Raw genomic sequence first — 22,207 nt, 5'->3', positions numbered from 1 at the left:
TTCCTGAACAATGAATCTTCATGGCCCCGCGCGGGCATGGAGATTCTTCGATGGCTCCCGGCACCTCATCGTCCACCACCGGCGTACAACCGTTCGCATCCTCGGATCCCGGCTTCGAAGCACTGCCCTTGGCCGCGGTCATCGCGGGACACCAGGCGCTTCTGGGCCGGATCAAGCTGTGCTTCGGCGCGGATCGCGCCACCTTCGAGCGCGAGCTGATGCCATTGGTTCAGGGCTATGCGCGTTTCGTGCACTTGCTTCCCGCCACCGCCGACAACTATTTCCACACGCCCGGCGGTCTGCTGCAGCTCGGGCTGGAGACGGCATTCTTCAGCCTGCAGGGCACGGACGCACACATCTTCTCCGGCCGTGCGACGATCTCCGAGCGCCGTGAACTGGAGCCGCGCTGGCGCATCGCGACCTTCATAGGCGGACTGTGCTGCGAACTGCACCGGACGCTGACCCACCTCATCGTGACCACTGCGGACGGCGAGGAGTGGCCGGCATTCCTGGGAGGTCTGGCGCCGTGGCTGGAGCAGCGAGCAGCCGATCGCTACTTCGTGCGCTGGCGCGCCAATGCGCGAGAGTCCCGGGGCGTGGGCCTGTTCGCCCTGGCCCACGTCGTCCCGGCAGAAGTGCTGCAAATGCTGGGAGATGGCAATTCCCTGGTGGTGCCGCAGCTGTTGGCCAGCATCGCGGGTCTCCCCCAGTACCGCGAGCACAACGTTCTGGACGAACTCGTGCGCCGGTCGATGGCACTGGTCATCGACCGTAACCTGCTGGCAAGCGCCGACCGTTACGGCAAGCCCCAGTATGGCTCTCACCTTGAGCGCTATCTCGTGGACGCGCTACGACGCCTCGCCGCCGGCCATTCCACGTGGACGCCGAACCGCGACAAGAGCCGTGTCTGGCTGGGGCCGGAGGGGTTGTTCCTGGTCTGGCCGGGGGCTGCGGAGGATGCGTTGTCGCTGCTGGAAAGCGACCAATTGGTCGGTATCCCGAAATCGCCCCATACCCTGCTGGAGTTGCTGCTAGAGGCGAAGGTATTCGTGGCGGCCGGCGTCGGCCGCGAAACCTGGGACATCCAGCCGCCGGGAACGAAGACGTCGATCGAAGCGGTGAAGCTCGCCAATCCGTCTATCTTGCTGGCGGGCCTTGAGCCACAGCCCACCGCCCTGACAGCAAACCTCCTCGCTGCGCCTTCACCACCAACGAAGCCACCTGCTCAGGCTGCCAACGCGAAGCCCGCAGTCGCTGGAGATTCGCCCGCAGCCATGACGAGCGTGTCGTCACCTCCAACCACGCCCCCACCCGACGTATCCGCGGCAGCCGCACCAACAGAACAGCTGTCGCTGCTGGATGCCACCGGCAATACCGATGCGCCCGAAACTGCGCCGCAAGAAGCCGCTGCCGTGGTTGAAGCACCGGCTTCAGTCCCTTCGAGGGCGGAGCCAACCGCCATATGCCTGCAAGCCCCTATGCGCCTGAACCCTGCCGTGCGCAAAGCCCTGGCCGAAATCGTGGCGACCCTCAATGACGGTGCCTCTGCGTCGGATATCTCCACGGTGGCCGAGGGCGTCTTTGTGCCGCTGGCTGATTTCGAACAGCGCGGCATACAGCCCAGCATCGCGATCCGCGCGCTGGACGATACGCGGATGATCCGGCGCCTGCACCCAGACGGCCCGCCAACGGTTTCGCGCCAGATCGGCGGCACCACCGTGGTAGGCGTGATCCTGGCGTCCGCGCACGTCGAAGGCCTGGATCCTGCGGCCTTCGGCCTCGCTGCCGAAGGAGACGCGGTCACCCCTTCCGACACTACCGCCGCACAGCAGCGAGGCCGCTGACATGCTGGTGCGCAGTTACGAAATGCCCTGGCGCCGCGCCTTCGAGGCCCATTCGGGGCTGGTGTGGCTGGCCGCCTCGCTCTACTTCGCAACCATTGCGCTTGCCGGCCCATTGCCTGTCCTTCCTTCACTCGGACTGGCTGCCGCCTGCCTGCTGATGGCGTGCCGACGAATGGCCCAGGCGGTACGGATACTGCGGCTGCGCGGATCCCTCGGCGGGCGCCGCATCCAGGTGCTGAGCGCGCAGGAGCTGGGGCGACTGTGCACCGATCCGGCCCAGGTGTTCCTGGGCTTCGGCTTCGAGTGGAGGCCCGTGCATGCGCAGCGCCTCTACGAACTCTCCAAGGTGGACTACCGCGAGTTCAAAGTGCCCGAGTGGCTGCAGCATGCCATGGGGCAAGGTGGCACCGCACAGCCCGATGCCGAGATCGGCCTGCCCTACATCCACGGGGTAGAGCCGACCGAACATGCGCTGCGCCGGCCGTTGCAGAACTTCGAGGGCGGCACGCTCCTGGTCGGCACCACGCAGTCGGGCAAGGGCGTGGCGCTGGCCAACCTGATCACCCAGGCCGTGCGCCGCGGCGACGTCGTGATCGTGATCGACCCCAAGAACAGCCGCCGCCTCAAACGGGTCGTCGAGCGGGCCTGCGAGGACTACCGCGAGGCGGACACCTTCATGGAGTTCCACCCCGCCTTTCCGGAGCGCGGCGTCCGCCTGGACTTCACGTTCAACTGGCAGAAGCCCACCGAGATCGCATCGCGCATCCAGTCCATCATGCCGCCCGACACGGCCGGTGCGTTCACGGCCTTCGGCTGGGACGCCGTCAACGTGGTGGTGCAGGGCCTGGTCGAACTGGAGGAGCGGCCGAATCTCATCAAGCTCACGAAGTACATCGAGGGCGGCATCGAGCCGGTGCTGGAAGCCTCGCTGCGACGCTTCTACGAGCAGTTGCTGGGCCATAGCTGGCGCGACCAGCCCGAGATGCGCAAGCTGCTGCACGATGCGCACCGGGGGAACATGCGCAGGCCCTCCGAGGCGGCGAGCGCCGACCTGATGGGCTTCGTCGCCTACTACGAGCACCACGTCGCGCAGAACCAGCGCAACAAGGTGCTCGATGCCCAGGTGCGCACGTTCCGACACAACCGGGAGCACTACCAGAAGATCACGGCGAATCTGTTGCCGATCCTCTCGATGCTGACCTCGGGCGACTTGGGCCGCAGCTTGTCGCCCGATCCCTTCGATGCCGACGATCCGCGCCCGATCATGAACTTCGAGAAGATCGAACGCGGCGACCATGTGCTCTACATGTGCCTGGATTCGCTGCCCGATCCGTCGGTCGCATCAGCCATCGGTGCCCTGGCCCTGGCCGACCAGGCCGCCCGGGCCGGCATGCGCTACAACCTTGGCACCTACCGGCGCATCTCGCTGTTCGTGGACGAGGTCAGCAACGTCATCAACCAGCCGCTGATCGAGATTCTGAACAAGGGCGCCGAGGGCGGCATCTTCGCGACCTGCGCCATGCAGACCCTGGCCGACCTGGCGCGGCGCCTGGGCAGCGAGGATGCCGCCCGCATGGCGCTGGGCAACCTGAACAACCTGATCGCGCTGCGCACCAAGGATCGGCCCACGCAGGACTTCGTGGTCGAGACCTTTGGCAAGACGGCGATCCACACGGTACGCGTGGGCCTGAGCCACGGGGCCGACACGCATATCGGGGACTTCTCGTCGAGCTATTCGACCCAGCTCACCGAGAGCTTCGAGGAGGTGGTGCCGGCGGATATTCTGGGCAAGCTGCCGAACCTGCAGTACTTCGCGTCGGTATCGGGCGGCCGCATCATCAAGGGCCGCTTTCCGATCATCAATCCGGATGCGGACGCACAGCCACGGGGAGCGGCCGCATGATCCGGGCCGTCGCCGTCATCTCCCTCGTTCTGCTGCTCATACTGGTGCTGTACGTGCCTGCCGTGCATCCGCCCGAGCGCTTCCTGGAGCAAATGCGCAGCGAGCACCAGGTGGCTGTTGAATTCTGGGGAGCGGAACCCGCCTACCGGATGCTCGATCGCGCCATACGCCTGCAGTCCAATGCCGCCGAAGCCAGTCCTCTTCCGGCGCTGAGGGACATGCCCAAGAGCCACGGCACCAACCAAGCGGTCGCCTCCGAGATGAGATCAGTCAATCAGCGCCTGTTCAACAACGCCTACTTTCGCTCGGTCGATGCGCTGCTGATGCTCGCGAGCTATCGCCTGTCCGGTTTGCTGGAATGGCTGCCTTGGCTGATCCCCCTGGTGCTGGCCGCCAGCACTGACGGCTTCTTGCTGCGCATTGTTCGGTCGAAGGAGTTTTTGCTGCACGATCCGGAGATGTTCGCCGTGTGGTGCTCACTTCTGATCATCACCGGCTGCGCGACGGTGGTCGCATTCGTGCTGCCTGTCCAGTTGCATCCAGCCATGCTGGCCGCTTCGCCCATTGCAATGACCGTGCTGCTGGGCCGCGCGATCACGCATTTTCATCGGCGCGCATGACCGAGCCATTGCCCGCTACAACTCGGCCTCCGCCATCAGTTCGGTCATGCTCATCTCCATCGCTTTCGCGATGCGAGCGATCGAGACGATCCCGGGATTCTGGCCGCCGCGTTCGATGCTGCTCATGTAGGAACGATCAATGGCACTTCGGTGTGCGAGTTCTTCTTGAGAGATGCCTCGCGCGCGCCGGCTGCGGCGAATGGCACCGCCCAGTGCGATGAGCACCGGGTCGTTGGCGTGCCGAGGCGAGGTAATGGGCATCCCCGCATGGTGGGGATATGATGCCAATCACACCACGGACGATCTTCCACATAGCCGACCAGTGGGAGAGCGTGCGACCGGTGTTGTGTCCGTCAATGCTGGACTGTTCCCGCTAACTCTGGACTCGTCTCGCATTGACGCATTGCATCATCTCTGTCGAGGGCACGACCATGAACACAGCCTGCATCGATCGCCTCCGGGAGTTGGCGGAATCCATCACCGCTCTCTCATTATCCCATTTGCAGCCAGCCACACGTGCCAAGCTGTACCGGAATGACCTGTCGGTGAATGCCTATCCCACCGAGTTTGGAGGACTGGTCTACGTCGGTTCACCACCACACCGCATTCCCGTCGAGACTGATCTGGCACTTATCGCGGGACTCTCGGCCCATGCTGGCATTGAATGGCTATTTTTCGACGCCGAGGGGCCGGTCGTTAACGGGCTGCCCGTGTTCGACACTCACCAGTCCACTCCCTGACGCCAATCAGAGTGGAAATCGCTGAGTCCTCAAGCAGTCTCGCCTCTCGCGTTCTCTATGGCATGGACACCAAAGCAGGCTGATTGCGAAACACCCCTGAGTTGAGCTTCATTTCCGGGTGACTTGCATTCAGCCCTCTCCTATTCTCTGTCCATGCGCTGACGCGCGTGTTCAATGAACTCCAGGACACGAGGACCCATGCCATGCTGATTGCCATGCCGAACACCAGCCCCGCAAGCCAGCCCCCCGAAGGAACTGCCGGCACCAGCGACGTGGTCGAGACGCGGCTCTGGCTGGAGGAGCACCACTGGCTCTATGCCCTTCTGCGCAGCGAGAGCAATGTCGCTCCCACGTTCCGCATTCCGGATCTGATGAGTGCCTGCGTGGCTCTCGTCTTCGGCAATGAAGATGCCGCGGAACGCATCTTTGGCTTTCTCGGGACCGCGCTGGTCATGCGCTCGCCTACCACGCCACGCCGGCGCGAGTCCTTGTGGCGCCCCCAGTTCGAGCTGCTCCACGATCTGCAATGCTCGCCTGCCAACAGGCATCCCAACCCCAAGTTCCAGCTCGACCAGTTGACCACCGCCTGCGTGGCGCTGTGCCAACTGCAGGATGACTCGGGCGCAGCCGTGCTCGTCCAGGCACGCCGCAACATGGTCGAGCGGCACTTGACCCACCTCGGGCCGCGGCACCAGCGATGACCGTGCGGCATGGCGCCGCTCACCCGCATTGACCCTCCGGGCCCCCGCCCGGCTTACCCGCCAAGACCTTGACCGGCACGCCGGCCCTCACCCCGTGCCCGCGCCGCAGCGGGCTTGTCATGAACCACTGGGGGGTGTTCGATGCGCTTGCTTGCCGTTTTCATGATGGCGATGCTGCCGACCGCTTCAGCCTTGGCCACGTGCTGGGACACGGCGGCGCAACGCTACGGCATTGCGCCAGAGTTGCTCTACGCCGTCGCCCGTACCGAGTCGAGCCTGAATCCGCGCGCGGTGAACCGCGCGCACGAGAAGCGCACGGGCAGCTACGACATCGGCCTGATGCAGATCAACAGCCGGCACCTGCCCCGGCTGGCTGGCTTCGGCATACGCGAAGCTGATCTGTACGACCCCTGCGTGAACCTGCAGGTGGGGGCGTGGCTGATGGCTGACAGCTTCGCGCGGCACGGCGTCAGCTGGAACGCCGTGGGCGCCTACAACGCAGCGTGCACCCAGCTCAAAGGGGCCGCCTGCACACAGGCCAGAGCCACCTATGCATGGAAGGTGTACCGGCATCTGCCGTCAGCGCGTGGTGTGGATCAGGGTACACGGCAGAAGGCCACCGCCGTCGTGGCGCAAGGCCAGGGCCTGCGCGTGAGGGTTTCGCCATGAGGTGCTTGACACCTGCGGCGCTGTACCACCGCTGCGCGCTGTGCGCGTGCCTGGCCATCTCGGCGTGCACCACGGCGCCGCCCAGCGCCATCGAGCCGCCCGCAGCGATGGCCACCAAGGCTTGGGCACGGCTGGCCCAGCACGGACATGGAGCGCAAGCCGCGTTCGCACTGTGCCGTGGCGACGCCTGTCCCCAACCCACGACCAAGACCTTGAACGCAGCACCAAGGGTCATCGCCCCGGTAGTGCCGGATCCCGTAGCCGATGCCCCGGTTCCGCTCATCGAATCGATGGGACCCGGCGAGCAGGTGGAGGAGCAGACCCATCAGGCAACGCCCATCACCGAGGGGCCGCCTGGCACGGAAACGCCACCGGCGGCGCCACAGCACGGTAGGTCACTCCCCGACCAAGAACGCTAACGAACACCCGACCGGGCCTTGGCCCCACCTCGCCACTGAGCAGACCGAACCGCACCACCCGATCGACACCCGTCTTTTCCTATTCCGGAGATTCGTCATGAGCACTGCCATCCTGTCCACTCCCACCACAGCCTCGCGGCGCGCCCCCGCGCGCAGGGTCCTCGGTTTTCTCTGTCTGGTCACGCTGGCCCTGGCCGGCCTGGCGCTGGCGTTCCCGAGCCATGCGCTGGATCTCGTCGCCTTCACGGGCATCACCGGCCCGCTCACGTCGGCCCTGACGCAGATCGCCGAACTGGGACCGGGCATCAAGGCTCTCGTGGGTTTTGTCGGCTTCGTGGTGGCGCTGATCTCGCTGTCCGCGCTGCGCAATTTCGGACCCGTGCTGTTCTATGTGGGCCTGGCCATCTTCGCAGCCGTCGGCCTCGTGATTGCCGGCGCGATCATGGGCGCGGTCGTCTGAGCCCCGGCGCATCACCATCCCGGAGGCCCACATGCAAGCGGACACCTATATCCCGCGGCGCCTGGACGACCAGTGGAAGATCGGCTTCTGGGACGTCGATGTCGCCGCGCCCATCGTCCTGGCCTTCTTCATCGGCTACCTGTCGGCCAGCAAGGCCGCGTTCGCGGTCTGCATGGCGGCCGGCATCGCCGTCTCGCGCTGGATCGCGCGGCTGAAGTCGGACAAGCATCCGGCCTTCGCGCTGCACTGGCTGTACTGGCACCTGCCGGTCAATCCCGCCACTGCCATGCGCGCCACGCCGCCCTCGCACATCCGCCGCATGGTCGGCTGAACCGGAGAAGCACCATGGACTTCGACCGGCTCAGAGGCGACCTCAAGGACATGCGCCGACGCAACCGGGGCCTGGGGCTCGCCGTCGGCGCCCTGGCCGTCGGCATGCTGCTCGCGCTCACCATCATCATCAACCTGCTGGGCACGGTGCGCACCGTGGTCGTGCCGCCCTCGATCAGCAAGAGCTTCTGGGTCACCAGCGACCGGGCTTCCAGCGAGTACCTGGAGCAGATGGGCAGCTTCGTCGCCTGGCTGATCCTGGACGTGACGCCGTCCACGATCGACTGGAAGAAGGACATCCTGCTGGGCTACGTCGACCCGGCCCAGTACGGCCCGCTCAAGACGCGTCAGGAGGTCGAGGCCGAGCGGCTCAAGCGCATCAACGCCGCGACCGCCTTTGCGCCCCAGCAGCTCGTCGCCAGCGAGGACACCCAGTCGCTCGTCGTGCGCGGCCGGCTGCGCACCCTGGTCAACGGCTACGAGACCGCCAACGACCTCAAGGCCTACCGCATCGAGTTCGGCCATGCCGCGGCTCGCATGCACGTCATCGGATTCAAGGAGGTGCCCTATGCGGTCAAGTGACAGCACGCTCACGCGGCCCTGGCCCGCGTATTTCCCGCGCACGCTCTCGCGCACTTTGGCCCTGCAGGGATCAGCCGGAAGCCGCATGGCCTTGCCGCCCACTTCCCGCAGCAATCCGTCGCACCAGCGCTGGCGCCGATTGCCGCCGGCCGCGCGCAAGGTGCTCGCCGTCACCGCCCTGTCCCTCGGCCTGCACGCCCACGCGCTGCAGGTCGTGGAGGCCAGCGACGGGGTGGCGGTCGAGGCCATCGTCTCCCTCAAGGAGCCCACACGCATCCGCATCGAGGGCGCGGCGATCACCGACGTGTTCGGCAACATCCATTCCAGCCATTGCGGCGGTGCCGCGCCGGCCATCTCTGCCGCACCCAACACCCCGTCAAGCACGCCCGGCCTTGCCAGCCCGGCATCGCTCACCTCCTCCTCGGTCAACCCGGCCGGGAACGTCATCGTCGAATGCGACCGCGACAAGGGGGAGGTCTACATCCGGCCCGTCGGCGATGCGCTGCGGCCGATCAACCTGTTCGTGTCGTCGGGCACGGCCACCTACACGCTGCTGCTGCGCCGTTCGGACACCCCGGCCGACACCATCGTCATCCGGGACAAGACGCCCGTGGCGCTGCGTTCCGGCGCACCCGAGGCGGCGCCCTCCGGCCCTGCACCCAGCCATGTGCGCGCGATGAAGGGCCTCCTGGTGGCCATGTCCTCGGACCGGGTGCCCGCCGACGTGCGCGTCGAGGAAGCCTTCAAGCCCATCCAGCTCTGGGCGGAAGCGCGCTTCACGTTGATGCGCCGCTACGAAGGCCGCGGCTACGTCGGCGAAAAGTACGCCCTGCAGAACGTGAGCCTGGCTCCCATGGTGCTGGCCGAGCAGGAGTTCGACCGTCCGGACAGCCGTTCCGGCGGGGAGATCACCGGCATCGCGATCGAGCACCACAACTTGCGGCCCGGCGAGACCACCAGCGTCTATGTGATCCGGCGAGGAGGTTCACGATGAGCACTCCTTCCATGCCTTCGGGGCCGTCCGGAACCGGACGGCCATCCAGCCATGCCGTGCGCGGCTGGCTGGAGCGGCTGTCGCCGCGCCAGCGCCAGTACGCGCTGCTGACCACCATCCTGGGCGGCGGGATCGGCCTGCTGTGGATGATCTTCAGCTTCGCGGGAAGCGATGCCAAGCCGCACGGCGGCCGCGCGGCACAGACCCAGCCCGGCGACGTCACCAACATCGGCGTGATGCCGCCGGGGGGCCAGGTCAATCCGGTGGACCAGTGGGTCGGCACCGCGGGGCGCAAGCTGGCCCAGTACGAGACCGAGCGCGAGGCACAGAGCCGGGTCAACAAGGACCGCGAGGCCTTCGAGAACAAGACCCTGCAGCGCTTCGCGGAACTGGAAAAGCGGCTGACCAGCACCCAGCAGGCCGCCGCATCGCCTCCTCCCGCGCCCACGCCAGCGCCGGCACCAGTGCCCGCACCGGCAGCCCCGACCACCATGCCGCCTGCGGCCGGCCTGCCGCCAGCGCCGCCCGCCCCGGGCACGGGCGCCATGCCCTCCGGCATGCCCACGTTCCAAGGCATGGCCGCAGCCACCCCGCCAGTGCCCGTGATCTCCCGCGTGACGCTCACTGAGCGCCCTCGCTCGTCCACCACGACCGGCGGCGACGGCCCCCACAGGGCCGAGGGAGGCGGCCAGGCATCGAACGCACCCAAGACGGTGTCCACCTTCCTGCCCGTGAGCTTCACGCGCGGCATTCTGCTGGGCGGCCTCGATGCGCCCACGGGCGGGCAGTCCCAGGCCAACCCGCATCCGGTGCTGATCCGCCTGTCGGACAACAGCGTGCTGCCCAACCAGTTCCGCGGCGAATACCGCGAGTGCTTTGTGGTCGCGGCGGGCTATGGCGACATCAGCTCCGAGCGCGCCTACCTGCGCACCGAGAACCTGTCCTGCGTGCGCGCCGACGGTGCCACGCTGGAAGTGCGCATCCAGGGTTCGGTCTACGGCGAGGACGGCAAGGTCGGCATGCGCGGGAGGCTGGTCACCAAGCAAGGCCAGATGCTGGCCAACGCGCTGCTGGCTGGCGTGGTCAGCGGCATCGGCCAGGGCTTGTCCACCGCCAATACCACCTACAGCAGCTCGCCGCTCGGGACCATGGCCAGCACCGACAGCAATGCCGATGCCTACCGAGCCGGCCTGGGCAGCGGCGTCGGCAAAGCACTGGACCGACTCGCCCAGTACTACATCAAGCTGGCCGAGAACACGTTCCCGGTCATCGAGGTGGACGCCGGCCGCCAGATCGACGTCGTGATCACCAAGGGCGTGCGCATCGACGTGCCGATGACCGCGTCCTCCCATTCCCTTGCCGAGCGCGGCCAGCGCCGCACCGCTTCCCCCGAAACCCGCTACCTGGAGACCACCGATGATGGCAACTACTGAATCCGCGCGCCGGAGTCACCGCTTCGCTTCGACAGTGCTCTGCGGTGTGCTGGCGGCTGCGGCGGCGACCGCCCAGGCCGCGTCTCCCGACGAGACCCGGCTGCTCGCCGCGCTGCGCAAAGCCCATCCGGGCACCGAGTTCACCGAGGTGTCGCGCACCGAAGTCTCGGGCCTCTACGAGGTCTGGATGAACGCCAACGTCGCCTATGTCGCGTCGGCGAATCCACGGTATTTCGTGTTCGGGCGGCTGTTCGACACCCAGGTCATGCGTGACATCACGGGCCCGAGGATCGCGCAGCGCGGGGGCCAGGATGCGCGGGCGCAGGCGGAAGCCGTCTCCGCCGCGCCGGTGCCAGTCGATCAGTTGCCGCTGGCCGATGCGATCAAGACGGTGCGCGGCAACGGCCAGCGCAAGCTCGCGGTGTTCAGCGACCCGAACTGCGTCTACTGCAAGCAGCTCGAACCGGAGCTCGCCGGCCTGGACAACGTCACCATCTACACCTTCCTCGTCCCATTCCAGGGCGAGGCCCGGCCGGTCGCCATCTGGTGCGCCGCCGACCGCGAGCGCGCCTGGCGCCAATGGATGCTGCAGGCCGATGCCAGCCTGCTGCAGCCCGGCGCGCAGTGCGAGCACCCGATCGCGCGCAACCTTGAGCTGGCGCGCCGGCTCCGCGTACAGGGCACGCCGACCATGATCTGGGGGGACGGCAGCCGCACCGACGGCTATGTCGGGCGCTCTGTGCTGGAAGCCAGGTTCGCGGAGGTCGGCAAGGTGGCCGTGGCCCAGCCGGTCAAGACGGAGAAGCGGCCATGAGCGCGCGCATCGCATGGATCGCGCGCAGGGCCTCTGCCGCCCTGCTGCTGCCGCTGGCCGGCTGCATGAACATGTCGGGCCTGAGCGGCAGCTCCAAATATTCATGCACCGCGCCGGAAGGCGTGGCCTGCGACTCGGTATCCGGCACCTACACCAACGCCCTGCACAACAACCTGCCCGGCCAACAGACGTCGGCCTCCCGCGGCGCCCCACAGGGCACTGCAGCGGAAACTATCGCATCACCGCCGGTGCGCCAGCCGATGGCCGGTGCGCCGCGCAGCATCGCCGACGGCAGCGCGGATGGCGCTCCGCCCCTGGCACTGCGCTCCCAGGCCCGCGTGCTGCGTCTGTGGACCAGGCCTTGGGAAGACGCCGACGGCGATCTCTGGGACCAGGGCTATGTCTATGTCCAGGTGGATGCAGGCCGCTGGCAGATCGACCATGTGCGCCAGCGCATTCGCGACCAGTACGCCCCGCTACGCCCGCCGCCAGCAGTTGCACCCGCCACACTGTCCAGTGGCGCGCCGGCAGTTGCCGGGTTCACCCCGTCCGAGTCTGACAGCGCCGCCCCTGCCGAGGGCGCCGTTCAGCGCCCCGCCCCATTCAGTGCCTTCCCCTCGCTCGCCCGTCCGCCGGCCGGCCTGGGGGCCCGTCCGCAGTGAGGCCGCCATGCAGTTTTCCTCCACGGACACACAACCCAGCGGCGGTCGCGCCGCACCGCTGCTGCACTTTGGCGCCCCCGCGGACACGCCGGCCGAGCAGTTTGCCAACTGGCTACCGTATTCGGCCTACCTCGCCCATGAAAAGATCTTCGTGAACCGCGACGGCATGGGCTTCATGCTCGAAGTCATGCCGCAGTCGGGCGCTGACGAGCGCATGGCCGAGGTGCTGGTCTCGCTCTACGCCAACTGCCCACCGGGCACCGGACTGCAATTCCACCTGTTTGCCTCGCCCCACATCCGCCACCAGTTGCGCCAGTACACCAACCTGCGCGTCGAGGACGAGGACCAGGCCGAGAAAGCCCGCGAGTGGGGCCGCCCCGTCCCCAACGAGAACCTGTTCCGCAAGCTGGCCCGCCAGCGGGTCAACCACCTGCTGCACGGCACCCAGGATTCGCTGACCGCAGGGTTCCACTACACGCTGCGGGACTTTCGGCTGATGCTGAGCGTGACGTTTCCGGGGAGCGCCGAGGATCTGAACCGGCGCGACGCGCTGCTGGCCCTTCGCGACTCGATGGCGGCCACGCTGCGCTCGGCCATGCTGCCAAACCGGGTCTGCGACGCGGCCGACCTGATCAACTGGTGCGCGCTATTCACCAACCCGGACCGCATCGCGCATTCGGATGCCGAGGACCTGAACTACGACGATGACCACCGGCTGCGCTACGACGACGGCCGCGAGATCCGCGACCAGATCGTGGACTTCGACACCATCCAGGATCCGCACCCTTCGGGAATCACGCTTTGGAAGGAAACCAGCGCCGAGGTGCTGGAGGCACGTTTTTATTCGATCAAGAGTTTCCCCGATCGCTTTGCCCTGTGGCAGATGGGCTCGCTGATCGGCGACCTGATGCAGCCAGCGCTGCAGTACAGCGCACCGTTCCTCATCACGCTGGGCGTGCACGTGCTGGACCCGAACGCCACCAAGTCCATCATCACGGCCAACCACGTGCGCGCCACGCAGAACGCCAAGTCCAAGATGGCCGACGTGATGCCGGATGTCCGGAAGAAGCTCGACGACTGGTCTGCCGCGGCCAACGCGATCGACACCGGCGGCAGCCTGGTGAGCCTGTACCACCAGCTAGCCATCTTCACGTCGCCGGGCAAGGCCGCCTCGGCGCACGAGGCTGCAAATGCCATCTGGCGGGCCCGGGGTTTCCAGCTCAACGCCGACGCTTACATGCACCGCCAGGCGCTGCTGGCCAGCCTGCCGATGACGCTGACCCCGAGGTTCCACAAGGACCTGGCCAAGATGCGCCGCGTCACGCGCAAGACCATGGCCAACGCCATCCACATGGCGCCGCTGATCGCCGAGTGGCGCGGCACGCGCAACCCGGCCTTGGTGTTCGGTGGCCGGCGCGGGCAGGTCATGACGCTGGACCTGTTCGACAACGACCTCGGCAACTACAACTTCGCGATCATCGGCGCACCCGGCTCGGGCAAGTCCGTGCTGATGAACGAGCTGGCGTGGTCGTACCGGGCCATCGGCGCCAAGGTCTGGATGTTGGACCTGGGTCGCAGCTTCGAGAAGCTGTGCCGCAAAGCCCAGGGCACCTATATCGAGTTCCGGCCGGACGTTGATATCTGCCTGAACCCGTTCACCATCGTGCACGACATCAACGAGGATATCGACATGCTGGTGCCGGGCATCAGCAAGATGTGCTCGATGCAGCATGCGCTGAATGAGGTCCAGTACAAGGCCATCTCGGCCATGATCCTCAAGCTGTGGCGCCAGTACGGCCAGGATCTCACGGTCACCGGGCTGCGCGATGCCTTCAAGACCGGCACGCTGGAGGAACTCGGTGCCGTCAATGACCAGCGCATCAAGGACTTGGCCATCATGCTCAACCCGTATGCCAGGGGTGGGCAGTACGAGCGCTTCTTCGAGGGCCGGGCCAATGTGGACTTCTCGAACGACTTCATCGTCATCGAGAACGAAGAGCTCAAGCGCCGGCCCGACCTGCACGCGGTGGTCAACATCCTGCTGCTGCACCAGATCACTGGCGAGATGTACCTGACGCGCAACCGGCGCAAGGTACTGTTCATCGACGAGCTCAAGCAGCAGCTCGGCGACATCGGTGCCGACGACCCGGTCAAGGCTGCCGTGGTCGAGGAAGCCGCCCGACGGGCTCGCAAGTACGGCGGCGCCCTGGGCACCGCCACCCAGAGCGCTGACGACTACTACGGCAGTGCGCAGATGGAGGCCGCCTTCAACTGCTCGGACTGGGTGTTCCTGCTGCGCCAGAAACCCGAATCCATCGAGATGCTGGACCGCAAAGGGCGCCTGGCCATGGACGAGCCCAAGAAACGGCTGCTCAATTCGCTACGCACCGAAGCCGGGGCATTCTCTGAGCTGTACATCTCCTCGCCCGTGGGCGAAGGCGTGGCACGCAACATCTTGGACCCGGCCACGCACCTGCTGTTCTCGAACAAGCTGGAGGACAACGCGCCCATCGATGCGCTGCGCGCCCAAGGCTTGTCGATCGACGAGGCGATTGCCGAACTGCTGCGGCAGCGGGGGCATGCGCTATGACCCGGCTGCTGCTGCTCAACGCTGTGGTCTCGGCGTTGCTGGTCGCGCTTGGCATCACGGCCTATGACCGCTGGGTGCTGCGCCCGGCATTGGTGGTCGGCGTGGTCGACCTGTCCGAGGTCTACCGCGCCAAGGAAGCCGAGTTCACCCGCCTGCTGACCCAGCCCGGCAGCGACGCGGACCGCGAGCGGGCGCTCGCGCTGGCGCGCAACTTTTCGCAGCGCCTGCCCGCGGCGCTGGACGAGCTGCCCCAGGAATGCGGGTGCCTGGTCGTCATCAAGAGCGCGATCGCTGGCACGCCCCATGGGCTGGACCTGACCGCGACCCTGCGCCGCAAGGTGGATCTGCCATGACCGCACACCTGGATTCCCTCGATGCACTGGACACCCAACCTCAAAGCTGGTCGCGGCGACGTGCCAATGCCCTGCTGGACTTTCTGCGCCATATGCGCCGACGCTGGTACCTTTACCTGCCGGTGTTCGCGATCTGGGGCTTTGCCTATGTGCGGCTCTTCATCGACCCGACGCCGCGTCTGCCCCTGTTGGTCAACTGGACGCCCAGCCTGCCCTACCGCCTGGCGCTGATGCAGTACCAGCACCCGGCAGTACAGCGCGGCGACCTCATCGTCTTCGCGTTTGCAGGCGAGGCCCAGGCCCATTACCCCGGCCTGCGCGGACAACCCTTCTTCAAGCGGGTGCGGGGAGTGCCTGGCGACGTCGTCACGGTGTCGGAGCGCGCGGTCTTCGTCAACGGCGAGGCCGTGGGCCTGGCCAAGGTCCGGGCTTTCGACGGACATCCGCTGGCACCCATCGCGCCGACGGTGATTCCACCCGGGCATTTTTACGTCCAGGGCATGGGCCCCCACAGCTTCGACTCGCGGTACGCCGAAAGCGGCCTGGTGCGTGCCGAACAGGTGGTGGGCATCGTGGTGCCGATCTTCTGAGGAGCCGGATCATGTTCAGAGTTTCCACCCTCGTCGCGTTCCTGTTGGGCCAGGCGTTAGCCGCTGGCATTTCGCTCGCGCAGACCAGCCCGGCGTTCGGGCCGTTGTCCGCGACGCCCAGCCAGGACGCCTCGGGCGACATGCCCCTCGCGGACTACCTGGGCCTGCTCAAGCAGATCGCGCCAGCCGTGGAAAACGGCGCACGCACCTACCTCGGCGCCCTGCAGCTGCGCTGCGGCCGCACGCTGACCACGGCCGAGCTGCGGCATGCAGTGTCCGAGGGCGAAGGCAATCCCGCCCTGATGGGGCTGATCCGCGCCGCCCACCAGAAGGACACCGCCGCTCGAGACCGGCTCGTCGCCCAGCTTCCCTGTCCACGCGGAGGAACGCAATGAACCCCCAAGCCCGCCTTGCCCTCGCGTTCGTTGTGCTTGCCTGTTCCAGCGCTGCCTCGCACGCCACCGACCTCGGCACCCTCGGCCCCACCTACGAGATCGCCGAGCCGCATCTGCTGCAGATGATCGAGCAGCGCCTGCGCGAGAAGGAACGCAGCGGCGAGTTGGCCCGGATCGAGCAGGATGCACGCGCCCGCGGCACGGAGGCAGTGCGCAGCCCGGTGCCTGTTGCGGGTGTGCAGACCACGGCCAAGCCCCGCACCTTCTACTTCGACCCGACCTACACGCTGGACCGCAACATCCTGGGTGAAAAGGGTGAATTGATGTTCGCCGCCGGGACCAAGGCCAATCCGTTGGACGTGGTGTCACTGTCGCGGCATCTGCTGTTCTTCGACGCCCGCGACAGCCGCCAGGTCCGCCAGGCGCGCGACCTGATGGCGCGTTACCAGGGCAAGGTCAAGCCGATCCTCACGGGCGGCTCTTACCTGGACCTGATGCAGTCCTGGCGCACCCCGGTCTACTACGACCAGCAGGGACTGCTGACGCGCCGGCTCGGCATCGCGCAAGTGCCGGCCCTGGTCTCACAGGAGGGCAAGCGGCTGCGCATCGACGAGATGGAGGTGCCGCGATGACCCGCATCCTCCGCGCGCTGGCGTCAACGTTGCTGGCCGTGCTGCTCCTGGCCACGGCAACGGCGGCAGGCGCTGCGGGCGCGGCCACCTGCACGGGCAAGTTTCCGAATCCGATTACGGACATCTGCTGGAGCTGCATCCTGCCGCTGAGCATCGGCGGCGCGCGCATTGGCAACTTCGGCGACCAGGAGGACATCGACAACCCCTCGAGCCCGCTGTGCACCTGCGGCGTGAATCCCATCATCGGCCTGTCGATCGGATTCTGGGAGCCCGCGCGCCACGTCGAGGCCGTGCGCAAGCCCTTCTGCCTGGCGTCCCTGGGCGGCATCGACCTCGATCCCGGCATCCCGGCGCCCGAGGCGGCGCGCTTCACCCGCCCTGAGGGGGATGGCGATGGCGGGAGCTTCTACCAGGCCCACTTCTACGTGAACCCGGTCCTCTATTACCTGGAGGTGGTGACCGATTTCCCGTGCCTGGAGAGGGGCTCGTTCGACCTGGCCTACCTGACCGAGGTCGATCCGCTGTGGGCCGACGACGAACTCACCCTGATCATCAATCCGGACGCGGCGCTGTTCGCCAATCCGGTGGCGATCGCCGCGTGCGCCGCCGACTGCGTGGCCGCCTCGGTGGGCTTCGGGATCCGGGAGATGTTCTGGTGCGCTGGTTGCCAGGGCGGCCTGTACCCGATGAACGGCCATGTCCCGTACCACATGGGCGGCGTGCGCACCGCGGCCCTGATGGCTCAGCGGCTGACGGCCAAGATGCACCGCGAGCTGATCGCGTGGGCCTGGCACGGCCAGGCCGGCCTGTGCGGGCCCTACTTCGCGCCGGTCATGGACAAGACCGCCTACAAGACCCAGCTCACCCATCCCATCCCGAACACCGCGAAGGAAGCCGGGAAGTGCTGCCAGCCCTTCGGCCGCACGACCGTGACCTGGGGCGCCGGGAAGGAGTACCCGGTGCGCGGCGAGGACTTCGCCTTCATGTTGTTCAGGAAAAGGAACTGCTGTGTCGGCTACTGACCGCTCCCACCTCCCCAGCCTCCTGCGGCGCGCGCTCACCTGCCTGCTGGCCGCGGGCGCGCTGCCAGCGGTCTGGGCCGCCGGCTCAGCGATCACCGAGGCCGATATCGAGCGAGCGCGCCGCGCCCAGCCCACGGTCACCGAGCAGGACATCGAACAGGCGCGGCGCAAGCACAGTTTGCCCCCGATGGACATCCCGGCGAGCGCCCCCGCGACCATTGCCCCTTCCATCGACGCCCTACCGCAGCCCGTGACGCGCACGCCGATCGACCTCGAAGCGCTGGCGCGCGGCTATGCATCGCAGGCGGACGCGATGGAAGCCGCCCAGGGCCTGGCAAAAGGTCCCGGCCTGTTCATCTTCGTCAGCCTCGCGATGCCCCGGTCTACCCTGCAACGCCTGATCGACCAAGCTGCTCGCGCGCGGGCCTCAGTCATCCTGCGCGGCCTGGCCAACGGTTCGCTGCGCCAGACCGTGGCCCAGGTGCAGCCACTGATCGGCCAACGCCAGGTCGCGGTGCAGATCGACCCGCAGGCCTTCGACCGCTTCGCGATCGTGCGGGTGCCCAGCTTCGTGCTGGTGCGCGACGGCACCCGGCCAGTCTCCTGCGCCTCCGGCAGTTGCGCGCCGCCCGAGGCCTTCTTGCGCACGGCCGGAGACGTGAGCCTGGACTACGCCCTCGAGCATATGCAGCGCGCCGCCCCTGCCTTCCGCGCCGATGCGGCCCCGTTCCTCGCACGGTTGCGGAACTAGGAGACCTGCATGCCTACCGCTCTTGCACTGCTGCTGCGCCAGATCGTCGTCGGCTTCACGCTGGCCAGCTTCCTTGCGACACAAACGGCGGCCGTGGCCGGCCCGCACGAGGAAGGTACGGCCGCAGGGCAGGCGGCCAACCCGGTGGCCCGGGAAACGATCACGACGCCCAGCGCTACGTCCGTGGTGCCGGGCTACACGGCGGCACCGCCCGAGCGCCTCTACTACGGCCAGCCCAATCTCTCAGGCCAGACCAGTGCCCAGCTCGCCGCCTGCGCGCTCACGCCCAACGACCCCGTGTGCCAGGCGCTGCTGGGCGCCCGGGCTTCAGCCAACACGCCGCGAGAGCCGGTCTCGCCCTACGACCCAGCCGTGCTGGGCGCCCGGCGCATCGCGGCCAACCCGTCGACGCAGTTGGAGGACATCGCGAGCTACTACAGCGGCTGCCAGGTCGATACCGTGGCCACGCCGGCAACGGAGACCCGCGTGTGCCGTCAGTACAGCGGCGCCACGGCGCAATCCTGCGCGCGCACCCTGTCGGTGTCGATCTCGCGCACGAGCAGCTGCTCGCCTGGCGATTGGTTCGCCCAGGCGGCCTCGGGAAGAATCGCGCTGGCCGTGCAGTGCAAACCGGATCTGCCGGCCTCGGCCCAGCATTTCCGGGTCACGAGCAACGGCGTGCCGCTGGCCTTCTTCGATGTGAACATGAGCGCCGCGTACGTGTTCCCGCAGATGGTCGCTCAAGTGCCAGGTGGCAACTGGTGGGGCGGCGGCGCCAACGGTGTCTGGGTCGCCAACAACCGATGCAACGGCGACGACTGCCGCCTGATCGGCTTCATCACGCAGCAGTACCGGCAGATCTGCACCGGCAGCGGCGGGGACGCTGGTGATATGACCTGCACCACCGAGCGGCCCTTCCTGGAGGTCTACGCCGCCTGCCCCGCCGGAACGCAAAGCGGCGACCACATCGCGTACACCACCGGTGGCGGCGGTGACGGCGGCTCCGGCCAGACGACCTACCTGGACAAGGCAACCTGCTACGCGCCGACGCAGGGGCCCTCGGACTACCCCGGCTCCGACGACACGGGCGCGGTCTCGGGCAGCTACTGGACGGTGCAATCGAGCCGCCCCGTCGTTGGATTCCAGTTGAACCCGGCCTACGGCCCGATCCCGCAAATGACGCTAGCCTATGAGCGGCCGCACACCACGGTCACGGAATCGGACCAGTGGGACGATCAATGTCCCAACCTCCAGGGCGACGGTCGTTGCTCGATTTCCGGTGCGGCGCGCTGCGTGGACGGGCCGGCGACCCGGCAGATCGACGGCGCGCCGGTCACACGGGCTTGCTGGCGCTACGAGACCGCGATGTCGTGCCAGTACGGCGCACCCACCGACGAATGCGCGCCGCTGGCTGCAGCCGGCTGCACACCGGCGGGCACCAGCTGCAGGCAGACCAACCCGGCCACCGGCGCGTGCGAGATCACCGAGAACCGCTACACCTGCCCGGTGGCGCCGGGCTCGACGGTGGCGGCCAGCAACTGCCCAGCCAACGTCTTCTGCATCGCGGGCAACTGCTTCAACACGGCCTACACGAACGATGCCGACTTCGCCCGGTCCATGTCCTTCCTGGAAGCCGGGCGCCAAGCTGGTGTCTACCTCGACACCGACAACCTGCAGGTCTTTAAGGGAGAGGCCAACAGCTGCCGCGACCGCCTGCTCAAGAACTGCTGCTACGCCGACTCGGCCGGCTCGGGCATGAGCAACCAGAGCGTCTACGGCGTCGGCTCACGCCTGGTCTACGACACGCTCATGAACGCCGGCAACCGCGAGTTCGTCTACCAGGGGCTTTCGGCTCTGCTGACCGGCGGAGGGTTCTCCGGCAGCTTCACGAGCTATGGCGTCACCGTAGCGGTCAACGGCACGGCCCTGCCGGCAGGGTCGGCGGTCCTCTATTCCGGCGAGAGCTTGGTCATTGCCTTCGACCCCTGGAGCCTGGTGATCGCGGTCGTCATCTACATCGTGATGTCGATGATGTCCTGCAACGAGGATGAGGGAAAGCTTGCCATGAAGGAAGGCGCGAAGCTGTGCCACACGGTCGGCACCTACTGCTCTTCCTGCCTGCGGATCCTGGGCAAGTGCGTGTCCTGCATCGAGCACACGACCACGAAGTGCTGCTTCAACTCGGTACTGGCCCGGATCATCAACGAGCAGGGCCGGCTCCAAATCATGAAATGGTGGGGCACGGCAGAGATGCCGGACTGCTCGGGCTTCACGATCGCCCAGTTGCAGGCGCTGGACTTCTCGCGCATGGACCTGACCGAGTTCTACGCCTCCATCGTGCCCAAGCTGCCCAACGTCGGCGCAATCCAGGGCGGCAACGCTGGCCGCGCGAGCAACTGCTATTACGCGGAAGGGAGATGCCAATGAACATCCGCGCACGCATCGTCGCTGCCGCTGCATCGGCATCCATGTGCCTGCTTTGCGCAGCGGCACACGCCGAGCCGGTGCGCACTCCCGTTCCCGACGCTCGCCCCGTCATGCTGGCCGCGTTGCAATCCGCCGACGGCACGGCCCATGGTGTCTTGGCTGGAGAAATCGCGGACGCCATCACAAAGCGTTTCGAGGCGACGTCGCCGATCTACATCGACGTCTCCACCGAGCGGCGCTACCGCGAGCCAGGCTGCAGCCGGCTGAAGGTGCTCTTCTGGCAGGAAGGCGTGCGCCTGCCCGAGGCCAAGGCGCCACGCAAGCAGACGATCGAGTTCGGCATCAACTACTGCGCCACGGGCCTTCCGCCCAAGTCGCTGCTCTGAGGGGATCTCCATGTACGCACGTCTGCCTTCGATCCTGGCCACCGCCGTGCTCTCTGGGGCCACCATGGTGGTCGGCATTGCCTCTGCGCAGGGCGTTGCTCCGCCGACGCCCCTGGGTGAATCCCACCGCCCCTACTGGTCCGACGGCTGGCGCGGCTGGCACTTCTACGAGGATCCCCCCCAGGAAGAACTCGTGCCCACCGCCCGGCCCGCGCTGGCCATCCCGTCCCAGCCCACCGCGCCACCGCGCCCGCCTGAGCTGGTGGAGTTCGAGCGCCTGCAGAAGACCCTGGAGAACCTGCGCAACATCGCGATCATGCGGCCGACCGAGGGCAATGTGCGGCGCTACATGCAGCTGGAGATGCAGGTGGTGAACCGGGCCTCCTATTTCGCGGACGTGGCGCAGCGCGTGGCGTGGGCCACGCCGGAGCTCGACCCTACCCTGCAAGGTCGTCCGGTCAATGCCCAGGCGCTGGAGGTCTTCGATCAGCAGCAGCGCGCAAGCCGCTCCACCTCCGTTGAATCACTGGGCCGCGACCATGTGCTGTTCTTCTTCTACCGCAGCGACTGCCCCTACTGCCACGCGTTCGCGCCAACCCTGCAGGCCTTCGAATCCCGTCATGGCATCCAGGTAGTGGCCGTGAGCGTGGACGGAGGTCCGATGCCGGGATTCCCGAGGGCGCGCCCCGACAACGGCATTGCCACCGCCTTGAAGGTGACCCAGGTGCCGGCCGTCTTCCTGGCCCAGCCCTATACCGGAAAGATCAGCCCGATCGGCTTCGGCGTGCTGTCCGAATCGCAATTGCTCGAGCGGATCGCCACCGTCTCATCGCCCAACGGCGAGGCCATGCTGCCGAGCGCCACCCAGCGCCTGGCTCTTCCGTAGGAGG

25 protein-coding genes are annotated in these 22,207 nt (G+C 67.2%); 24 read left to right on the top strand and 1 reads right to left on the bottom strand.

All coding sequences use genetic code 11. The features are described 5' to 3' along the window. The first annotated feature begins 50 nt into the window (after positions 1-50). Genes mobH through AC1Q5S_RS01610 form a run of 3 tightly spaced genes read left to right on the top strand, consistent with a single transcriptional unit; the run spans position 51 to position 4,367 of the window. The gene (mobH, locus tag AC1Q5S_RS01620; protein WP_060983779.1) at positions 51-1,844 is read left to right on the top strand and encodes a MobH family relaxase; all 1,794 of its coding nucleotides are present in this window, start codon (positions 51-53) and stop codon (positions 1,842-1,844) included. Between the two features lies 1 nt (position 1,845). Next, a complete protein-coding gene (traD, locus tag AC1Q5S_RS01615; protein WP_060983780.1) occupies positions 1,846-3,747 on the top strand; it encodes a conjugative transfer system coupling protein TraD in 1,902 nt (633 codons plus the stop codon). Continuing rightward, entirely contained in the window at positions 3,744-4,367 is a 624-nt protein-coding gene (locus AC1Q5S_RS01610; protein ID WP_060983781.1) for an IncC plasmid conjugative DNA transfer DtrJ family protein, read from the top strand. The genes traD and AC1Q5S_RS01610 overlap by 4 nt, the downstream gene beginning before the upstream one ends. 15 nt (positions 4,368-4,382) lie before the next feature. On the opposite strand, the gene AC1Q5S_RS01605 is transcribed toward AC1Q5S_RS01610, so the two are convergent. Then, complete coding sequence (locus AC1Q5S_RS01605) at positions 4,383-4,628, bottom strand: helix-turn-helix domain-containing protein (protein WP_041835951.1); 246 nt, start codon at positions 4,626-4,628, stop codon at positions 4,383-4,385. A 170-nt stretch (positions 4,629-4,798) separates the two neighbouring features. Between AC1Q5S_RS01605 and AC1Q5S_RS01600 the strand changes: the two genes are divergently transcribed. From AC1Q5S_RS01600 to traF (AC1Q5S_RS01500), 21 genes are all read left to right on the top strand, one after another. Further along, the gene (locus AC1Q5S_RS01600) at positions 4,799-5,107 is read left to right on the top strand and encodes a DUF5983 family protein (RefSeq protein WP_060983799.1); all 309 of its coding nucleotides are present in this window, start codon (positions 4,799-4,801) and stop codon (positions 5,105-5,107) included. A gap of 203 nt (positions 5,108-5,310) precedes the next feature. Continuing rightward, on the top strand, positions 5,311-5,808 hold the full coding sequence (locus AC1Q5S_RS01595; RefSeq protein WP_060983782.1) for a hypothetical protein: 498 nt from the start codon (positions 5,311-5,313) through the stop codon (positions 5,806-5,808). A 141-nt stretch (positions 5,809-5,949) separates the two neighbouring features. Further along, positions 5,950-6,477, top strand: coding sequence for a lytic transglycosylase domain-containing protein (locus tag AC1Q5S_RS01590; RefSeq protein ID WP_060983783.1), 528 nt, complete (start codon positions 5,950-5,952; stop codon positions 6,475-6,477). After that, positions 6,474-6,896: a hypothetical protein gene (locus AC1Q5S_RS01585; RefSeq protein ID WP_060983784.1), complete on the top strand. Its 423-nt coding sequence runs from the start codon at positions 6,474-6,476 to the stop codon at positions 6,894-6,896. Before AC1Q5S_RS01590 ends, AC1Q5S_RS01585 begins: the two co-directional genes overlap by 4 nt. 97 nt (positions 6,897-6,993) lie before the next feature. Beyond that, entirely contained in the window at positions 6,994-7,356 is a 363-nt protein-coding gene (locus tag AC1Q5S_RS01580; RefSeq protein ID WP_060983785.1) for a hypothetical protein, read from the top strand. A 31-nt stretch (positions 7,357-7,387) separates the two neighbouring features. Next, the gene (traL, locus tag AC1Q5S_RS01575; protein WP_011804814.1) at positions 7,388-7,687 is read left to right on the top strand and encodes a type IV conjugative transfer system protein TraL; all 300 of its coding nucleotides are present in this window, start codon (positions 7,388-7,390) and stop codon (positions 7,685-7,687) included. A gap of 14 nt (positions 7,688-7,701) precedes the next feature. Beyond that, entirely contained in the window at positions 7,702-8,268 is a 567-nt protein-coding gene (gene traE, locus AC1Q5S_RS01570; RefSeq protein WP_060983786.1) for a type IV conjugative transfer system protein TraE, read from the top strand. Positions 8,269-8,353: 85 nt separating this feature from the next. After that, positions 8,354-9,262, top strand: coding sequence for a type-F conjugative transfer system secretin TraK (locus AC1Q5S_RS01565; RefSeq protein WP_243721572.1), 909 nt, complete (start codon positions 8,354-8,356; stop codon positions 9,260-9,262). After that, entirely contained in the window at positions 9,259-10,695 is a 1,437-nt protein-coding gene (locus tag AC1Q5S_RS01560; protein ID WP_060983787.1) for a TraB/TrbI/VirB10 family type IV secretion system protein, read from the top strand. The genes AC1Q5S_RS01565 and AC1Q5S_RS01560 overlap by 4 nt, the downstream gene beginning before the upstream one ends. Continuing rightward, positions 10,679-11,509: a DsbC family protein gene (locus AC1Q5S_RS01555; protein ID WP_060983788.1), complete on the top strand. Its 831-nt coding sequence runs from the start codon at positions 10,679-10,681 to the stop codon at positions 11,507-11,509. The genes AC1Q5S_RS01560 and AC1Q5S_RS01555 overlap by 17 nt, the downstream gene beginning before the upstream one ends. Next, positions 11,506-12,171 carry a TraV family lipoprotein gene (locus AC1Q5S_RS01550; RefSeq protein WP_067512335.1) on the top strand — a complete coding sequence of 222 codons (666 nt, stop codon included), beginning with the start codon at positions 11,506-11,508 and terminating at the stop codon, positions 12,169-12,171. The genes AC1Q5S_RS01555 and AC1Q5S_RS01550 overlap by 4 nt, the downstream gene beginning before the upstream one ends. Positions 12,172-12,178: 7 nt before the next feature. Beyond that, positions 12,179-14,761, top strand: coding sequence for a type IV secretion system protein TraC (gene traC, locus AC1Q5S_RS01545; protein WP_060983789.1), 2,583 nt, complete (start codon positions 12,179-12,181; stop codon positions 14,759-14,761). Beyond that, positions 14,758-15,114 (top strand): hypothetical protein, encoded by a 357-nt coding sequence (locus AC1Q5S_RS01540; protein WP_060983790.1) that lies wholly within the window; start codon positions 14,758-14,760, stop codon positions 15,112-15,114. The genes traC and AC1Q5S_RS01540 overlap by 4 nt, the downstream gene beginning before the upstream one ends. Continuing rightward, entirely contained in the window at positions 15,111-15,704 is a 594-nt protein-coding gene (traF, locus tag AC1Q5S_RS01535) for a conjugative transfer signal peptidase TraF (protein ID WP_060983791.1), read from the top strand. Before AC1Q5S_RS01540 ends, traF (AC1Q5S_RS01535) begins: the two co-directional genes overlap by 4 nt. A gap of 11 nt (positions 15,705-15,715) precedes the next feature. Then, on the top strand, positions 15,716-16,099 hold the full coding sequence (locus tag AC1Q5S_RS01530) for a hypothetical protein (RefSeq protein WP_060983792.1): 384 nt from the start codon (positions 15,716-15,718) through the stop codon (positions 16,097-16,099). Further along, on the top strand, positions 16,096-16,731 hold the full coding sequence (gene traW / locus AC1Q5S_RS01525) for a type-F conjugative transfer system protein TraW (protein WP_060983793.1): 636 nt from the start codon (positions 16,096-16,098) through the stop codon (positions 16,729-16,731). The genes AC1Q5S_RS01530 and traW overlap by 4 nt, the downstream gene beginning before the upstream one ends. Beyond that, positions 16,728-17,753, top strand: a complete 1,026-nt coding sequence (gene traU / locus AC1Q5S_RS01520) for a conjugal transfer pilus assembly protein TraU (RefSeq protein WP_060983794.1) — start codon at positions 16,728-16,730, stop codon at positions 17,751-17,753. The genes traW and traU overlap by 4 nt, the downstream gene beginning before the upstream one ends. Next, positions 17,740-18,504 carry a type-F conjugative transfer system pilin assembly protein TrbC gene (gene trbC, locus AC1Q5S_RS01515; protein ID WP_060983795.1) on the top strand — a complete coding sequence of 255 codons (765 nt, stop codon included), beginning with the start codon at positions 17,740-17,742 and terminating at the stop codon, positions 18,502-18,504. The genes traU and trbC overlap by 14 nt, the downstream gene beginning before the upstream one ends. Before the next feature lie 9 nt (positions 18,505-18,513). Then, positions 18,514-20,931, top strand: coding sequence for a type-F conjugative transfer system mating-pair stabilization protein TraN (gene traN / locus AC1Q5S_RS01510; protein WP_060983796.1), 2,418 nt, complete (start codon positions 18,514-18,516; stop codon positions 20,929-20,931). Beyond that, on the top strand, positions 20,928-21,317 hold the full coding sequence (locus AC1Q5S_RS01505) for a hypothetical protein (protein WP_060983797.1): 390 nt from the start codon (positions 20,928-20,930) through the stop codon (positions 21,315-21,317). The genes traN and AC1Q5S_RS01505 overlap by 4 nt, the downstream gene beginning before the upstream one ends. 10 nt (positions 21,318-21,327) lie before the next feature. Further along, positions 21,328-22,203 carry a conjugal transfer protein TraF gene (gene traF, locus AC1Q5S_RS01500; protein ID WP_066787231.1) on the top strand — a complete coding sequence of 292 codons (876 nt, stop codon included), beginning with the start codon at positions 21,328-21,330 and terminating at the stop codon, positions 22,201-22,203. The last annotated feature ends 4 nt before the right edge of the window (positions 22,204-22,207 follow it).

Source organism: Acidovorax sp. GW835-FHT14B10, from assembly GCF_058793725.1.
The sequence above is the reverse complement of the archived record's forward strand: the minus strand, read 5'-3'. Positions and strand labels throughout refer to the sequence as shown.

What these genes read in the sequence shown, in the direction of transcription:
- mobH (WP_060983779.1), top strand. Translation starts at nt 51, where the DNA reads ATGGCTCCCGGCACCTCATCGTCCACCACCGGCGTACAACCGTTCGCA.
- traD (WP_060983780.1), top strand. Translation starts at nt 1,846, where the DNA reads ATGCTGGTGCGCAGTTACGAAATGCCCTGGCGCCGCGCCTTCGAGGCC.
- AC1Q5S_RS01610 (WP_060983781.1), top strand. Translation starts at nt 3,744, where the DNA reads ATGATCCGGGCCGTCGCCGTCATCTCCCTCGTTCTGCTGCTCATACTG.
- AC1Q5S_RS01605 (WP_041835951.1), bottom strand. Translation starts at nt 4,628, where the DNA reads ATGCCCATTACCTCGCCTCGGCACGCCAACGACCCGGTGCTCATCGCA.
- AC1Q5S_RS01600 (WP_060983799.1), top strand. Translation starts at nt 4,799, where the DNA reads ATGAACACAGCCTGCATCGATCGCCTCCGGGAGTTGGCGGAATCCATC.
- AC1Q5S_RS01595 (WP_060983782.1), top strand. Translation starts at nt 5,311, where the DNA reads ATGCTGATTGCCATGCCGAACACCAGCCCCGCAAGCCAGCCCCCCGAA.
- AC1Q5S_RS01590 (WP_060983783.1), top strand. Translation starts at nt 5,950, where the DNA reads ATGCGCTTGCTTGCCGTTTTCATGATGGCGATGCTGCCGACCGCTTCA.
- AC1Q5S_RS01585 (WP_060983784.1), top strand. Translation starts at nt 6,474, where the DNA reads ATGAGGTGCTTGACACCTGCGGCGCTGTACCACCGCTGCGCGCTGTGC.
- AC1Q5S_RS01580 (WP_060983785.1), top strand. Translation starts at nt 6,994, where the DNA reads ATGAGCACTGCCATCCTGTCCACTCCCACCACAGCCTCGCGGCGCGCC.
- traL (WP_011804814.1), top strand. Translation starts at nt 7,388, where the DNA reads ATGCAAGCGGACACCTATATCCCGCGGCGCCTGGACGACCAGTGGAAG.
- traE (WP_060983786.1), top strand. Translation starts at nt 7,702, where the DNA reads ATGGACTTCGACCGGCTCAGAGGCGACCTCAAGGACATGCGCCGACGC.
- AC1Q5S_RS01565 (WP_243721572.1), top strand. Translation starts at nt 8,354, where the DNA reads ATGGCCTTGCCGCCCACTTCCCGCAGCAATCCGTCGCACCAGCGCTGG.
- AC1Q5S_RS01560 (WP_060983787.1), top strand. Translation starts at nt 9,259, where the DNA reads ATGAGCACTCCTTCCATGCCTTCGGGGCCGTCCGGAACCGGACGGCCA.
- AC1Q5S_RS01555 (WP_060983788.1), top strand. Translation starts at nt 10,679, where the DNA reads ATGATGGCAACTACTGAATCCGCGCGCCGGAGTCACCGCTTCGCTTCG.
- AC1Q5S_RS01550 (WP_067512335.1), top strand. Translation starts at nt 11,506, where the DNA reads ATGAGCGCGCGCATCGCATGGATCGCGCGCAGGGCCTCTGCCGCCCTG.
- traC (WP_060983789.1), top strand. Translation starts at nt 12,179, where the DNA reads ATGCAGTTTTCCTCCACGGACACACAACCCAGCGGCGGTCGCGCCGCA.
- AC1Q5S_RS01540 (WP_060983790.1), top strand. Translation starts at nt 14,758, where the DNA reads ATGACCCGGCTGCTGCTGCTCAACGCTGTGGTCTCGGCGTTGCTGGTC.
- traF (WP_060983791.1), top strand. Translation starts at nt 15,111, where the DNA reads ATGACCGCACACCTGGATTCCCTCGATGCACTGGACACCCAACCTCAA.
- AC1Q5S_RS01530 (WP_060983792.1), top strand. Translation starts at nt 15,716, where the DNA reads ATGTTCAGAGTTTCCACCCTCGTCGCGTTCCTGTTGGGCCAGGCGTTA.
- traW (WP_060983793.1), top strand. Translation starts at nt 16,096, where the DNA reads ATGAACCCCCAAGCCCGCCTTGCCCTCGCGTTCGTTGTGCTTGCCTGT.
- traU (WP_060983794.1), top strand. Translation starts at nt 16,728, where the DNA reads ATGACCCGCATCCTCCGCGCGCTGGCGTCAACGTTGCTGGCCGTGCTG.
- traN (WP_060983796.1), top strand. Translation starts at nt 18,514, where the DNA reads ATGCCTACCGCTCTTGCACTGCTGCTGCGCCAGATCGTCGTCGGCTTC.
- AC1Q5S_RS01505 (WP_060983797.1), top strand. Translation starts at nt 20,928, where the DNA reads ATGAACATCCGCGCACGCATCGTCGCTGCCGCTGCATCGGCATCCATG.
- traF (WP_066787231.1), top strand. Translation starts at nt 21,328, where the DNA reads ATGTACGCACGTCTGCCTTCGATCCTGGCCACCGCCGTGCTCTCTGGG.